At 37.3% G+C, this 14,669-nt stretch carries 14 protein-coding genes; 2 read left to right on the forward strand and 12 right to left on the reverse strand.

Annotation, left to right across the window (positions count from 1 at the left end; all coding sequences use genetic code 11):
* The first annotated feature begins 793 nt into the window (after window positions 1-793).
* A complete protein-coding gene (locus ASU02_RS19930) occupies window positions 794-2,179 on the forward strand; it encodes an alkaline phosphatase (protein WP_057766905.1) in 1,386 nt (461 codons plus the stop codon).
* Between the two features lie 75 nt (window positions 2,180-2,254).
* Window positions 2,255-2,890: a DUF4352 domain-containing protein gene (locus tag ASU02_RS19935; RefSeq protein WP_057766907.1), complete on the forward strand. Its 636-nt coding sequence runs from the start codon at window positions 2,255-2,257 to the stop codon at window positions 2,888-2,890.
* A gap of 87 nt (window positions 2,891-2,977) precedes the next feature.
* Here ASU02_RS19935 and nagB read toward each other — a convergent pair whose 3' ends face one another.
* From nagB to ASU02_RS19990, 12 genes are all read right to left on the reverse strand, one after another.
* Window positions 2,978-3,706, reverse strand: a complete 729-nt coding sequence (gene nagB / locus ASU02_RS19940; RefSeq protein WP_057766908.1) for a glucosamine-6-phosphate deaminase — start codon at window positions 3,704-3,706, stop codon at window positions 2,978-2,980.
* Window positions 3,693-4,907, reverse strand: a complete 1,215-nt coding sequence (gene nagA, locus ASU02_RS19945) for an N-acetylglucosamine-6-phosphate deacetylase (protein WP_057766910.1) — start codon at window positions 4,905-4,907, stop codon at window positions 3,693-3,695. The genes nagB and nagA overlap by 14 nt, the downstream gene beginning before the upstream one ends.
* Window positions 4,908-4,973: 66 nt before the next feature.
* Window positions 4,974-5,609, reverse strand: coding sequence for a copper homeostasis protein CutC (locus tag ASU02_RS19950; protein ID WP_332307653.1), 636 nt, complete (start codon window positions 5,607-5,609; stop codon window positions 4,974-4,976).
* Window positions 5,610-5,764: 155 nt separating this feature from the next.
* Window positions 5,765-7,474, reverse strand: a complete 1,710-nt coding sequence (ptsP, locus tag ASU02_RS19955; RefSeq protein ID WP_057766914.1) for a phosphoenolpyruvate--protein phosphotransferase — start codon at window positions 7,472-7,474, stop codon at window positions 5,765-5,767.
* Window positions 7,468-7,737, reverse strand: coding sequence for a phosphocarrier protein HPr (locus tag ASU02_RS19960; RefSeq protein ID WP_057766916.1), 270 nt, complete (start codon window positions 7,735-7,737; stop codon window positions 7,468-7,470). The genes ptsP and ASU02_RS19960 overlap by 7 nt, the downstream gene beginning before the upstream one ends.
* Window positions 7,738-7,864: 127 nt before the next feature.
* The gene (gene nagE, locus ASU02_RS19965; RefSeq protein ID WP_057766918.1) at window positions 7,865-9,316 is read right to left on the reverse strand and encodes an N-acetylglucosamine-specific PTS transporter subunit IIBC; all 1,452 of its coding nucleotides are present in this window, start codon (window positions 9,314-9,316) and stop codon (window positions 7,865-7,867) included.
* Window positions 9,317-9,380: 64 nt separating this feature from the next.
* On the reverse strand, window positions 9,381-10,199 hold the full coding sequence (locus tag ASU02_RS19970; RefSeq protein WP_057766920.1) for a PRD domain-containing protein: 819 nt from the start codon (window positions 10,197-10,199) through the stop codon (window positions 9,381-9,383).
* Between the two features lie 38 nt (window positions 10,200-10,237).
* Window positions 10,238-10,720, reverse strand: coding sequence for a PTS sugar transporter subunit IIA (locus ASU02_RS19975; protein WP_057766921.1), 483 nt, complete (start codon window positions 10,718-10,720; stop codon window positions 10,238-10,240).
* A 670-nt stretch (window positions 10,721-11,390) separates the two neighbouring features.
* Window positions 11,391-11,564: a hypothetical protein gene (locus ASU02_RS26745; protein ID WP_165571561.1), complete on the reverse strand. Its 174-nt coding sequence runs from the start codon at window positions 11,562-11,564 to the stop codon at window positions 11,391-11,393.
* 213 nt (window positions 11,565-11,777) lie between these two features.
* Complete coding sequence (locus ASU02_RS19980) at window positions 11,778-12,665, reverse strand: GNAT family N-acetyltransferase (protein WP_057766923.1); 888 nt, start codon at window positions 12,663-12,665, stop codon at window positions 11,778-11,780.
* A 29-nt stretch (window positions 12,666-12,694) separates the two neighbouring features.
* Window positions 12,695-13,957, reverse strand: coding sequence for a GNAT family N-acetyltransferase (locus tag ASU02_RS19985; protein WP_057766925.1), 1,263 nt, complete (start codon window positions 13,955-13,957; stop codon window positions 12,695-12,697).
* 94 nt (window positions 13,958-14,051) lie between these two features.
* Entirely contained in the window at window positions 14,052-14,666 is a 615-nt protein-coding gene (locus ASU02_RS19990; RefSeq protein WP_057766927.1) for a TetR/AcrR family transcriptional regulator, read from the reverse strand.
* Window positions 14,667-14,669: the final 3 nt, after the last annotated feature.

The raw sequence follows: 14,669 nt of genomic DNA on the forward strand, positions 1-14,669 counted from the left end.
ATCGTCGCTGAAAACAGTGTTGCCAAGAGTGAATAAAATGACTCTTTCTTTTTACACAATTATATGGACTTTATCTCTTCATCCCCCGATGAACGACCGTTTCCTCATTTTCTGGGCTTATTTGGGCTTTCATTCCCCCGATGAACGACCGTTTTCTCATTTTTCGAGCATATCGGGGTCTTCATCTCCCTTATGAACGACCGTTTCCTCATTTTCAGAGCTTGTCAGGGTCTTCATCCCCCTGATGAACGACCGTTTCCTCATTTTCTGGGCTTGTTGAGGCCTTCATTTCACCTATGAACGACCGTTCTTCTTATCTTCTGAGCTTGTTGGGGTCTTCATTCCCCCGATGAACGACCGTTTTCTTATTTTCTGAGCTTGTTGGGGTCTTCATAACGCCGATGAACGACCGTTTTCTCATTTTCTGAGCTTATCAGGGCCTTCATAACCCCGATGAGTGACCGTTTCCTCATTTTCTGGGCTTGTTGGGGCCTTATAACCCGGATGAACGACCATTTCCCCATTTTCTGAGCTTATCGGGTCCTTCATAACACCGATGAAGGACCCTTTTCTTTGTATCTAAGTATGTTTCCATCGAATTTTTATTAGATAACTGTTCCACTGTTACCAAACTAAAACGCTTGCATTTCTTAATAAAGGAATACCAAATCAATAGTTTCTTAAGATTCACCCTTCCCACAACTAATCTTTACAATACTCATACCTTCCCTTCACTTCTCCTTAATATTTCAAATATATACTAATCTCGTAATCAAAATCGGGAGGGGAAAAAATGTCTATTAAAAAATTCACTAGAAAACTAGTACCTTTTGCAGTTGTATCTTCTGTTGCACTTGCAGGCTTAAATTTTTCTGGTTCATATTCTACCGTCGAAGCTAAGGAAAATAACCAAAGCAACGGGAAAGCCAAAAATGTTATTTTCCTAATTGGAGATGGAATGGGCGTATCCTATACTTCTGCTTACCGCTCCTTAATAAATGATCCTAAAACAAAATTTGCTGAGGAAACAGCATTTGACCCTTATCTAGTCGGCCAGCAAATGACTTATCCGGAGGATCCAGCTCAAAACATTACAGATTCCGCTTCGGCTGCAACCGCTATGGCAGCTGGAATTAAAACATATAATAATGGGATTGCAGTGGATAATGATGGAACAGAAGTGAAAACAGTTTTAGAGGCAGCGAAAGAAAAAGGAAAAGCAACAGGACTTGTTGCAACTTCAGAAATCACCCATGCTACCCCTGCATCATTCGGTTCACATGATGTCAGCCGTAAAAATATGAATGCTATTGCTGATGATTATTATGACGAGCTTATTAACGGGAAACATAAAATTGACGTTCTTTTAGGAGGAGGGACAGATCTTTTTGTGCGAAAAGATCGCAATCTTGTAAAAGAATTTCAAAAGGATGACTTTCGCTATGTAACGAATCGCGATGAATTATTGAAGTCCAAGGACGAACAGGTTATTGGTTTATTCGCCCCTGCAGGCATGCCAAAGATGATTGACCGTGATAAAGATGTACCCTCATTAGAGGAAATGACAAAATCAGCGATCGACCGATTAAAGCAAGATAAAGATGGATTTTTCCTTATGATTGAAGGAAGCCAAATTGATTGGGCTGGCCATGACAATGATATCGTAGGTGCGATGAGCGAAATGGAGGACTTCGAAAAAGCATTCCAGGCTGCTATTGAATTTGCCAAAAAGGACAAAAATACACTAGTTGTTGCAACGGCTGATCATTCAACTGGCGGATTTTCAATTGGGGCAGATGGAATCTATAACTGGTTCCCTGAGCCAATTAAAGCAGCAAAACGTACACCTGATTATATGGCAGAACTGATTGCCAAAGGTGCGAATGTTGAGGAAACATTAAATAAGTATATCGATTTAAAATTAAAAGCTGAAGAAATTCAATCTGTTAAAGATGCTGCTAAAAAGAATGATTTCACGGAAATCGATAATGCAATTGAAAACATCTTTAATAAGCGTTCCTATACTGGTTGGACAACTGGCGGACATACAGGTGAAGATGTACCCGTTTATGCATTTGGACCAGCAAGTAATAAGTTTGCAGGTCAGCTAGACAATACGGATCATGCAAAAATTATCTTTGATTTACTTCAAGCAAAAGTTGAAATAAATGATAAATAAGTTTGGTCAGAACAAGTTCCCGTTGAATGCTTATACCAACGGGAACTCTTTGTAAAAATGGAAGGAGGTACTGCCATGAAACAAATCATATATCTGTCTCTACTATTAATGACATTAACCGGCTGTTCCATTAACGATGAAAAGTCTGTTGCAGCAAAAACGAGTGCAAACAATACAATTCCAAGTTACTATTCTGATTACGTTCTTAACCCACAAGTATCAGATGACAGGCTGCTTCAAGAGGTCGGGCAATTTTCCCGCGATAATCGCGGCGAGCTGAAGGTTAAGGCAGCAGAGCATGACAGTCGTACATTTAAAATCGGTTCAATTGAATTAGCAATCAAAGAGGCAAAGATTCTCCACTTTAAACCTGATTATAGCTTAATTGATTTCTATCATTCCTATACACATGATCAAGAATTTGACTTTGTAAAGTTCTTTGTAGAAATAAAAAACACATCTAATCAGCCGCTTAAATTTGCACCAATTGCCATAGTAAATACAAGCCCTGGCGAAAAGGTAACATTTGAAGATGATATTTACTTAGAAGATCTAAATGGGGAAATTGCGCCAAACGGAATGAAGAAGGGCAATCTTGGCTTCATTATTGAAGAATCAACTGTTAATTCCATTGAGATAATGACAAGTGATGTTTTCAGCGAAAAGGATGAAAAGATTAATGACGGTGAAACTATACGAGTTGAATTTTAACTTACAAATAAACGTCCCTATTCCTCTTTTTATATAAGAATAGGGACGTTTTGTTATTTCTTTATTCTATTCCAGATAATATACTTCCTAGTTTAAGCCAGTTAGCGCTGCTTCATCAGCAATAATAGTCACATGTGAATGCTTGTTTAATATCGAAGCAGGAAAATCTTCACTTACCTCTCCATGCAGTAACCTTTTTATCGCCTCTCTTTTCCCTTCTCCTGATGCAAGCAGCACTATTTCTTTACTTTCCATAATTGTCGCAATTCCCATCGTAATGGCAAGTGCAGGTACATCCTCAAGCCGTTCAAAAAAGCGAGCATTGGCTTGCCGTGTCGAATCAGCCAGTTCAATAATTCGGGTTCTTGATTGAAATGACGAGCCTGGTTCATTAAAGCCAATATGACCATTCCCGCCTATGCCAAGTAACTGAAGATCAATTCCTCCGTGCTCTTTTATTAATAATTCATATGTATCACATTCTTTCAAAGTATCCTTCCCATCGCCACGAGGAACATGGGTTTTTGATTTATCGATATCAAGATAATTAAATAAATGAGTATCCATAAAGAATCGATAACTATTTTCATTATCGCCGTCAAGTCCAATGTACTCATCTAAATTGAAGGTAGTTATCCCTTTGTAAGAAGTCTGATTCTCCTTGTAATCGTTTATCATATTTTGGTACATTCCTTCAGATGTCCCTCCAGTTGCAAGGCCAAGTACCATATTCGGTGTTTTTCGGACCTTTTCAATTAAATAGGAAGCAGCGTGTTTGCTTAATTCTTCGTAATCTTTCACTTTAATGATTTTCATTCGTATGTAATCCTTCCTTATCATAGGCAATTAAACCCTTGCACAATGTCATCTTCACTTCGTAATTTTTATCCAAAATGACTAAATCTGCATCCTTTCCAACAGCAATACTGCCTTTTCTATCATAAATATTTAGTTGCTTGGCTGGATTTGCCGATCCCATTTGAATAACATCTGAAAGTGTGCACCCTGTATAAGAAATCATATTTTTCAATGCTCCACTCATTTTCAAAATACTGCCTGCTAACGTCCCATCACTTAAAACTGCCTTCCCATTTTGAACAGTTACATCTTGTCCACCTAAATCATACGTGCCGTTTTTCAAGCATTTTGCTCTCATTGAGTCAGTAATTAAAATCAGCCGATCATGACCAATTATTTTATATGCCAATTTTATTATTTCAGGTTTACTATGTATGCCATCTGCTATAAGCTCTGCTTTTAATTCATCCTGAAGAAAAACAGCTCCTACTACGCCCGGCTCTCGATGATGAAGGCCACTCATTTGATTGAACAGATGGGTAGCATGCGTGACTCCAGCATTAATCGCCTCCATTGTTTCTTCATAAGTCGAAAGTGAATGACCAATCGAGGCGATTACCTCTGTATCTCTTAAATAATGAATAAGTTCAAGACAGCCATCGACTTCAGGAGCAAGTGTAACAAGCTTTATGTTCCCCTTGGATAGCTCCTGCCATTTTTTGAATAAATCTACATTTGGCTTGATAATATATTGAATCGGCTGCGCCCCTGCCATCTTTTTATTTACAAATGGACCCTCTAGATGAATACCCAAAATTTCTGCCTTATTAGCAAATAACTCGGTATCCATGTATTCCGCCACATTGATTAGTGCATGTTGAATGGCTTCCTCTGATTGCGTCATCGTTGTTGCAAGGAAGCTTGTTGTTCCTTCTTTTGGAAGTGCAGCTGCCATTCTATCTAGAGCTTCTTTTGTACCATCCATAACATCCGAACCGTCTACACCATGGATATGAACATCAATTAGACCTGGAATAACAGTATAAGGATCAAGCATCGCAATTTCATGATAGTCTTCTATCTCAGTCAATTCCGACATGCAGCCTATTTCTGTGATCTTCCCAGTATCTATTTTAATAAATCCATTATTGATGACTCCTGCTTCTGTATAAATCTCAATATTTTTCAGAATAAGTCTATTCCGTTCATGGCTGTCCATATTTTCTCATCCTTACTATAAGTAATGAACACAGAATGTTTTTCTTAATTAAATGGTCTGTGATACTTATCCAACAATTCTTGTTCCGTGCACTTCATTTATCTTTAAGTTACTTTTAATATAATCCAGGTTTTGGTTCGTTATTCCCCCGCCAGGCATGATCGTTATTCTATCTGAGGCATAGTCCAAATACTCTTTTAACCGATTAAAGTTATTATTGATTGGTGTAGAGCTTGGTCCTCCATGAGTTAAGATTCGATTTACCCCTTGGCTTGCTAACCAGTCAATCGCTTTCAATTGGTAGTTGGTGTTAATTTGATCAAAAGCCATGTGAAAGGCTACTTCCAACCCCTTCGAACAGTCTAATAGTGTGGATATTGCAAGCTCATCAATCCAGTCTGTGTCAGTCAAACATCCGAACACGACACCATCGACACCTAGTCCTTTTAAATGATCAATATCATTTTGCATAATCGCGATTTCTTCTGAAGAGTATATAAAGTCTCCGCCTCTCGGTCTAATCATCGCCATAACCTTAACATGATTGCTTTTGCAGTATTGAATAGTTCTGACAGCTACTCCATGACTGACAGTAGTACCCCCAACTGAAAGGTTGTCACAGAGTTCAATTCGATGGGCCCCCCTTTTTATTACTTCAGGAACATTATTAAAGTTCTCCACACAGGCTTCTAGAATCATTATTAATCACCTCATATTCTTAAGACGAGCACATTTAGTATTATCAAACGAACAATTCTCCTTTATTAAAGAAGCTACCGTGATGGATCATCAACCACGATAGCCTCTCTTAAGATGGGAAAATTTCGAACTATTTATAAAAAGCACTATCTAGTCTTTTAATTAAGAACCTCTTTTACATATTGCTCTACTTCTGAAGAAGTTTTTAACAGTAATATCTGTTTCACTTGTTCAGCTAGTTTTTCCTTTGATAGTTTGGATAGTAAGCCTCGTGTTTTTAAAATTGATGAACTGCTCATTGAAAATTCATCTAATCCTAGTCCTAATAGAATGGGAACAGCTATTTCATCCCCAGCCATTTCTCCGCACATTCCTACCCATTTGCCATTATTATGGGCAGCATCGATGACCATTTTTATCAGTCTTAACACCGCAGGATGATATGGTTGATACAAATAAGAAACTCTTTCATTCATTCGGTCTGCTGCTAATGTATATTGAATTAAATCATTCGTCCCAATAGATAGGAAATCTGCTTCTTGCGCAAATAAATCAGCAATCACTGCTGCTGATGGGATTTCAACCATCATCCCTATTTCAATTTGTTCAGAAACTGCTATCTCTTCATCCGCTAGCTTGTGCTTTTCTTCCAGCAATAAAGCCTTTGCTGCTCTAAATTCATCTAAAGTTGCAATCATCGGAAACATAATTTTTAAGTTTCCATACACACTTGCTCGTAAAAGTGCACGCAATTGAGTGCGGAAAATTTCTGTTTGTTCTAAACATAATCGAATAGCGCGATAGCCTAGAAAAGGATTCATTTCAGCAGGAAGCTTTAAATATGGAAGCTCCTTGTCACCGCCAATATCTAATGTACGAACAACTGTTGGTCTTCCCGCCATCTTTGTTAATACTGTTTTATAGGCATTAAATTGCTCCTCTTCTGACGGTAATTCATCGCGATCCATATACAAAAACTCAGTACGGAACAGCCCAATACCCTCTCCGCCATTTTTCAAAACAGCATCGACATCTTCTGGTTTCCCAATATTACCAGCAATTTCAACAGAATGACCATCAGCACTCATACTTGGAAGTTCTATGTATTTTTTTAGTAACTCATTTTCTTCTCTTTGCTTTCTTTCTAATAAACGATAAGATTCGTGTATTTCTTCTGTTGGATGTACGACCACTTTTCCATTCAATCCATCAATTATCATTGGAGAACCATGACTTATGGTCTTCGTTGCTGTCTTTGTACCAACAATTGCAGGAATTTCCATTGCTCTTGCAAGAATGGCTGAGTGTGAGGTTTTCCCACCAATATCAGTAACAAAACCCTTCACATATTGTTTATCTAACTGCGCGGTAATAGAGGGAGTTAAATCCTCAGCAACAATAATGACTTCCGAAGATATACGGCTATAATCTGGTAACTCTATTTGTAATAAATGTGCTAATAACCGCTTGGACACATCTCGAATATCAGCAGCCCGCTCCTTCATATACTCATTTTCCATCGATTCAAACAATTGGGCATACATGCTAGCTATCTCATCAAGCGCAAATTCCGCGTTAACCTTTTCATTTATTTTTGCTTCCAGCGCTGAAATAATTTCTGGATCCTCAAGTATTAATAAATGAGCAGAAAAAATAGCTGCTCTTTCTTCTCCAAACTTAAGCATGGCAGAATCACGAATTTCCTCTAGTTCAAGCTTAGTTCTACTAATTGCTGATTTTAATCGGTCCAATTCAGCTTCTATATTTGTTATTTCATATTTTTCAAAGGACAACTCGGGTTCTACTAGACAATATGCATTTGCCAGGGCAATCCCATTTGAGGCAGCTACTCCGTTAATCTCTAACATTTTTCGCCAAGCCCTTGCGTTACCATGACTTCTTCCACTTTATTAAGTAATTCAGCTTCATCTGGACCTTCTGCAGAAATCGTAACAATTGCTCCAGCTGGTATCCCTTGAGCCATCACGCCCATAATAGATTTCAAATTAACCGACTTGTTGTTATAGGTTAATTGAACATCAGCTTTATAAGGTGTTGCCGAGGATACTAATAATGTAGCAGGTCTAGCATGAATTCCCTCAGATGCAGTAATTTTAAATGATCTTTCCATTGATATAGCCCCCAAATATTTTATCTATCGTGAGGATAACAAAGTCCATATAAAAACTGTTTAATATAGATTTCATCCTAATTAAACAGTTTTTATAGGTTATAGACTTTTATCCTTGTATGGTTGTTTATCTATTTTTACGGATTTTATTTACTTCGTCAGCAACAAATTGAACATTTGTACCTACGATGACTTGAATGCTTTCTGATCCTATCACTTTAATCCCATGGACACCTGTGGATTTAATTTTATTTTGGTCCACTTTGTCCATATTTTTCACCTCTACGCGTAAGCGTGTTGCACAATTATCGACTGAAACGACGTTATCGTCTCCACCTAAGCCATCATATATTTTTGTTGCCATTGCACTGAATTTATTCTCCGAAGGATTCTCAATTTCTTCTTTTGTTTCCTCTTCTGTTTCATCTTCTCTGCCTGGAGTTTTCAGATTGAATTTTGTAATTAAGAAACGGAATAACACATAGTAAATAACAGCAAATACCAACCCTTGAAGGAGCAGCATTAAAGGCATATTTGCAATTGGAATACGCAAACTTAACAAGAAATCAAGAAGTCCCGCACTAAATCCAAATCCTGCTGTCCAATGGAATAAAGCAGCAATAAACAATGAAAGTCCTGTTAACAATGCATGGACAACATAAAGGGCAGGTGCTAGGAACATGAATGAAAATTCAAGAGGCTCTGTTACCCCTGTAAAAAAGGCAGCAAATCCCGCTGCAAGCATTAAAGAAGCAGCCTGTTTTTTCCTCTTTGTTTTAGCCGTATGGTACATCGCTAATGCCGCAGCTGGTAATCCGAACATCATAATTGGGAAGAATCCAGCCTGATACATGCCCGTAATCCCTTTTTCACCAGAACTGCTCCAGAAGTTTCCAATATCATTAATTCCAACAGTATCGAACCAAAATACTGCATTTAAAGCATGGTGCAAGCCTGTTGGGATTAATAAACGATTAAAGAATCCATAAAGCCCAGCACCTGCAGCACCTAAGCCGCTGATCCCTTCACCAAATGAAACTAATCCGCCGTAAACAATCGGCCAAATAAAAAATAATAATGCAGAAATGACTAACATTGACACGGAGGACATAATTGGCACGAGACGTTTTCCACTAAAGAAAGCTAAAAAGTCTGGCAGCTTCACATGACTAAAACGATTATACATCGCTGCTGCAATCATACCTGACAAAATCCCAATAAACGCATTATTTATTTTTCCAAAAGCCGGATCTACACTCTCAACTTCTGAACCTGTTAATAAGGCAACTGTATTCGTTGATAGCATCGTCGTCACAACTAAAAAGGCGACCAAACCGCTTAATCCAGCAGATCCATCCTTTTCCTTAGCCAATCCTAAGGCTGCACCAACTGCAAATAAAATCGGAATATTATCAAGAATGGCACCGCCTGCTTTTATTAAAAAAGCTGCCAATACATTTCCTGAACCCCAGCCAGTTGGGTCAATATAATAGCCTATTCCCATCAAGATGGCAGCTGCTGGCAAAACTGCAACTGGAAGCATTAATGAACCGCCAAGCCTTTGCAGATATTTCTTCATATAGAATCAACTCCTATTCTTTTTTAGTTTAATGAAAAATATATAATTGCTTTCTATGCTGACTTTATCGCTTCCTCAACCGTTCAATATGAAGTGTGATATATCCTAGCTCTTGTTCAGGAAGGTTAATGCCATGTAACTTTAGTAAATCTTTTGCAATTTCCTTTGCGCAATTATATGAAACTGGAAACTTCTTTTGAATCATGACAATCATTTCTTCATCCATCGAATGAGGTGCATATTGACTCAGCCTGGTTAATGTAAACCGTAGATGTGTAATAAGGCGGTGATAAGAAATATCGTCTTCCTCTACAGCGATGGATAAATGATTCTTTATCGATTGAACCATGTCTCTTATAATTGCAGTTTGCCGAACCGTCTGATGCAGATCACCTCCATGCGGTTTCATCGTATGCAAATGAAGAGCGATGAAAGCAGCCTCATCAATAGGCATGTCTACCTGACAAACTTCCTTTATATGTTTTAATGCCCAAAGACCAATTTCGAATTCTTTTTGATATAGTATCTTTATTTCATGCAATAGCTTGTTATTTATTTCAATGCCATCTAGTGCCCTTTCAATAGCAAATGAAAGATGATCTGTTAGAACTATATGAATATGCTCATTTAATTTGGTACCCATATGTCTTTCAGCATACGTAATAATTTCTTCTGATATCGTAAAATGTTCTTCAGGAATTCGGATTAACAATTGTTCGAGCTTGTCATTTTCTCGCATGACAAATAACTTTTCTATTTTATTTACATTAACAATATCATTTCGTTTCTTATTAAAAGCAATCCCAGCTCCAACTGCTACTTTTTCCTTCCCGTCATCAAGTACGAGAACCGCATTATTATTAAGAACCTTTTTAATTTTAATCTTGAATCCCCCCCTCTAAACTTAAAATGGAAAACCTATTACTTAGGAGTAACTGTCATTAAAACAGTCTTACCAGGGATGCATGTTTGAATAGGCTGATGCTCAATTTGTTTCTCTGCACTATTTGTAATGATGATGGGTGTTATAATGCTGGCGGCATTTTCTTTAATAAAGTTCCAATCAACTTCAATTAGAGGCTGGCCAATTGAAACGGAGTCTCCCATTTTAACTAGCGTTTCAAAACCTTTCCCCTGTAATGATACCGTTTCCAAACCAACGTGAATAAGAATCTCTGTCCCATCATTTGCCCGGATACCGATTGCATGCTTTGTATCCGCTATAAGGATGACCTTTCCTTCGATTGGAGAATGGATCCCTCCATCTTCTGGCATGATTGCAACCCCATCACCCATCATTTTTTCACTAAACACTGGATCTGGAACCTGTTCTAGTGAAAGCATGTCCCCTTTAACAGGTGCGAGTATTTGTAATTTACGTTTATTGAATAATCTTGATAGCATATTTATTATCTCCTTTATATATCTAACTAATAGTAAGAAAAGCGGAAGCGCCTTGGTCATCGCCGTACAAACTGGAAGGACCGGTTCTTTCGATAAAGGAAACACGAAGAGCGAGAGCGATTCGATGTTGACTTATCGTAGGGAGCGGACCTGAAGTTTGATAGGCGATAGGCGCTGGAGCTAGACATATCGAAAAGCGGAAGCGCCTTGGTCATCGCCGTACAAACGCAGAAGGTCTCCGCCTGAGCTATAGGAAACACGGTGAGCGAGAGCAAACCGATGTTGACGCAATCGTTGCGGAGGGGGCCTCAAGTTTGATAGGCGATAGGACGCTTGCGCTAGACAATTCTCTAACTCCAAAGTTATAACATTCTTATCGTTAAAAAAAGTTTAGTATTCAGGTTAATTGAGCTGACATAACAAAAAAAGGCATGGAGGTAAATGAAAAAGCATATAGCTCCTCCAAATTTACCACCATGCCTGATCGTATCAGTAACATGTGACCAATATCAAATTACAAATTAAATAGTACCACTAAATGAATACTAACGCAACAATATAATGAGTGAATTATTTGAATTCAGCTTAGCGGTCTAAATGCTGGATAATATTGAACAATTAGTGGTAACAATATTCATTTCTAAAAAACACATAGTATGGCTATTTAGAGTTAATCTTGATAACCAGATAATTGCTGCTGTGCAGAATTTAGGGAATTAATTGCTTCTTGAATCTTGCTTTTGTTTTCTTGCTTTTCTGCATTACTAAGTGCTTGCTCCAATGTCTGAACCGTTTCTTGAACCGTTGATATTCCTTGGTCTACATACTGCTTTGCTTTTGGCATATGTATCTCTCCTTTTATTACGAATCAACAATAGTATCTGCACAAGTAGTTAGATTCATTCCTATTCGCATTTAAAAGAATATCCTATGAAAATCGGTTCAGTTATTTTACGCATAAATTTATTTATCAGCCAGCATTCTAATTCTATAAGACGAATCGGATTCTTTCCCCCTCTTACACAACTGCCCTTGTAATGAATAAGGTTTTAATCCTTTACATTTTTCTTATCATATAAACTTGCTCAGTCATTGATTTAAATCCAATTTCTTTTAAAACAGAATGGGTTAATGCACTTTGAGCAATCGGTAAATTTGGGATGACACGATTAATATCGTCAGTAAACGATCGAAACACCTCATTAATTAAGTATCTCGTTAATTGCTCAGCATCCTTTCGTTCTAGTTCTGGTTCCACTTCACATTGATATAAAACTGTATTTAGATGCTTTCCCTCATTATTAAATGATCTTCGAAAATAAGCATACCCTTTTTGATTTCCATCCAAGTCTTTTACAATTATTGCCTCTCCATCCTTTGCACTTTGCCACTGTGTCTGCCAAGGATTCATCCCTTTATAGAATGGAATCAATCCTATTTGCTGCGGAACGGCTCTATCTACTCTGTATTTAACTAATGGAATCGCAGAATAACTACGATCCAATTGCCCATTTAATCCCAAATATTCTAAGTGATCAACTATTTCATACCCCATCTTTTCATATAATGAAATGGCTTTGGAATTATCACTTATTGCCTCTAATGAAGCATAATCTACCTGTTCCTTATTAAGGATGGACAAGGTTTCTTCCATTAACATCTTCCCTATCCCTTTTTTCCTTAGTTCTAAGGCAACGCCAGTGCCTCCATTCCAAGCTAATTTCTGTCCATTAAACTCACGAATTCCATTTTTTATAATACCAATTGGTTTTTTGTCCAAGAATGCTACAATGGAAAGATTGGGTGATAAACCCTCCTGTACTAATCTAGTTATGAATTTATCTGCTGTTGTAGTTGCATCGAAATAATACCCCTCAAATCCTGTATTCCATGCCTCTACGCCTTCTTCAATCGTACAATCTTTTAATCTCTTTATTTCGATCATTGCTTATCCTCCCTGTCATAGTCATTAACTTAAAATGCTTTCGTACAAGTTGGTTTTTGTAAATACGAGAATAATCGCTTGATTACAGCTAAATCTTCCGGTTTATTTATGTTTAATCGCCCATACTGATACAATTTATCTGCACTTACTGCTCCCATAGCCATAGAAGATAAATCCGAAATATCAAGCTCTAGTTCAACATCTGTACTATTTAGTACATGTTCATCTACTGTTAGCTTCCCTTTCTCAAAAGAAAGCATCCACTTTTGCGATTCATCCGAATGGAATGTATCTCTTACAATTAACCCAAGCTTATAAGCCTTTTCAGGGAAATGCTCAGCAGGTAGATGTAATAGAAACTTAGGAACGTCAATTATTTTATACATTAGACCGATTCCTGATGTCTTCGTTTCATGATAAACACTAGGAATTAAGTGATTGCTCCCATTTCTCGATTCACTTATTAAAAACTCAATATCATCATCTGGCGTGTTCAGAATGATTCGGTTCACTTGGTCAGCCTGTGTGTGTAAACAATGACATAACTGGGTAAGTGCCTTTGGTGTTTCATAAATGAACTCTTTAACAATCAAATTATTCATTAAAAAGTTTTCGTTATCTGCATTTTTAAAAGTAAAGACGATATAGCCTTGCAGTTCTCCATTTTCCATAAATCCAACTAGTTTGTGATCAGGGTTTTTGAACAAAATATCCAGGTCATGATCCGTCTTCAGAATCATGCCGTGAGTCGAACGGGCAAATCGATTTGCACAGCTTTTTATCAGTTCTTGATGAGATGAGTCTAAGTACATTAATCCTTCTTTTGTTGCTGCCTTTGGAAAACTAACCGGTTCAATTTGGTATTGATTCATCTTTGTCCCATAGCCAAAGCCCATATTCTTATAAAAATCAGGTCTGAAAGGATACAGCATGACGATTGAATTTCCTTTTTCTTTAAAGTAAGAAATGAAATAATCGATAAGATCTTTCGCAGCCTTTTCCTTTTTGTGAAGCAAATCAACCGCGACAAGACCTACTCCGCCCGCTTCAATTAGTTTGCCATACACATTCATCGTAAAATGATGAATTCTCATGCCTCCAATTAGTTGATCTTTGCGAAACAATCCATAAAAATGAACCGTATCAACTTTCTCTTGTATGGATACTAAACTATCAACATATTTTTGCTTAAATTCAGCAGTATTTTTCGTTGTTCCTGGATAGGCATTTACGACAATTTCAACAAAGCTTGGAAATTCCTCTTTTTCAAGTTTTCTAATGTTACCTTCCATCACATTTCACCCCAAAATCTTGTCATATGAAAAGTGTAAACAGTTGTAAATCGAATGAACATAAACTGTTTTACATTTAGCTTTATGTAATTGATCAGCATTCTAAATAGTTAAGAATCATCTTTTGATAGTTATCCAGCACTTCAGTATAAGGGTATTCATTATTGATGATCGTATGCAGCATAGCTCCGTCCATTAACGTCCAAAACATATTAGCGATCACTTGACGTTCAAGATCTCTTCGAAACTCGCCTAACTTTTGACCTTCTTCTATTATTTCTATAATCATTTGAATAAAGAATTTACGCCCTCTCTCTTTGAGAATCTTATTAATTTCTTCACTTCTAGACGAATTTAATGTAAATTCCAAATGTACGATAATAATTTTTCTTTTATCTTCTTTATAGGGATCCATTCCTATATAAACCCCAAAAAGATAGATTAGTTTTTCTCTGGCGGTTCTAAGATTGCTTAGCTTTTCTAGTAATTTCGCATTGCTCGTTTCAGTCTGCTCACGCATTAATTCTAAATAAATTTCATCTTTACTCTTAAAATAATTATAGATGGCTCCTTTACTAATTCCTGAACGTTTAACAATGTCATCAATCGTTGCCACTTGAAATCCCTTTTGTGCAAAACAATCTAATGCACTGTCTAAAATTTCTCTTTTCTTCTTTTGCTTATATTCTTCAGATACAATTGGCGTCAAACG

The sequence above is a fragment of the Cytobacillus praedii genome, assembly GCF_001439605.1.
In the GTDB taxonomy this organism is placed as follows: Bacteria; Bacillota; Bacilli; order Bacillales; family Cytobacillaceae; genus Cytobacillus; species Cytobacillus praedii.

Excerpts from the sequence above, each read along its gene's own strand:
- ASU02_RS19930 (WP_057766905.1), top strand. The coding sequence starts at position 794 with ATGTCTATTAAAAAATTCACTAGAAAACTAGTACCTTTTGCAGTTGTA.
- ASU02_RS19935 (WP_057766907.1), top strand. The coding sequence starts at position 2,255 with ATGAAACAAATCATATATCTGTCTCTACTATTAATGACATTAACCGGC.
- nagB (WP_057766908.1), bottom strand. The coding sequence starts at position 3,706 with ATGAAAATCATTAAAGTGAAAGATTACGAAGAATTAAGCAAACACGCT.
- nagA (WP_057766910.1), bottom strand. The coding sequence starts at position 4,907 with ATGGACAGCCATGAACGGAATAGACTTATTCTGAAAAATATTGAGATT.
- ptsP (WP_057766914.1), bottom strand. The coding sequence starts at position 7,474 with ATGTTAGAGATTAACGGAGTAGCTGCCTCAAATGGGATTGCCCTGGCA.
- ASU02_RS19960 (WP_057766916.1), bottom strand. The coding sequence starts at position 7,737 with ATGGAAAGATCATTTAAAATTACTGCATCTGAGGGAATTCATGCTAGA.
- nagE (WP_057766918.1), bottom strand. The coding sequence starts at position 9,316 with ATGAAGAAATATCTGCAAAGGCTTGGCGGTTCATTAATGCTTCCAGTT.
- ASU02_RS19975 (WP_057766921.1), bottom strand. The coding sequence starts at position 10,720 with ATGCTATCAAGATTATTCAATAAACGTAAATTACAAATACTCGCACCT.
- ASU02_RS26745 (WP_165571561.1), bottom strand. The coding sequence starts at position 11,564 with ATGCCAAAAGCAAAGCAGTATGTAGACCAAGGAATATCAACGGTTCAA.
- ASU02_RS19980 (WP_057766923.1), bottom strand. The coding sequence starts at position 12,665 with ATGATCGAAATAAAGAGATTAAAAGATTGTACGATTGAAGAAGGCGTA.
- ASU02_RS19985 (WP_057766925.1), bottom strand. The coding sequence starts at position 13,957 with ATGGAAGGTAACATTAGAAAACTTGAAAAAGAGGAATTTCCAAGCTTT.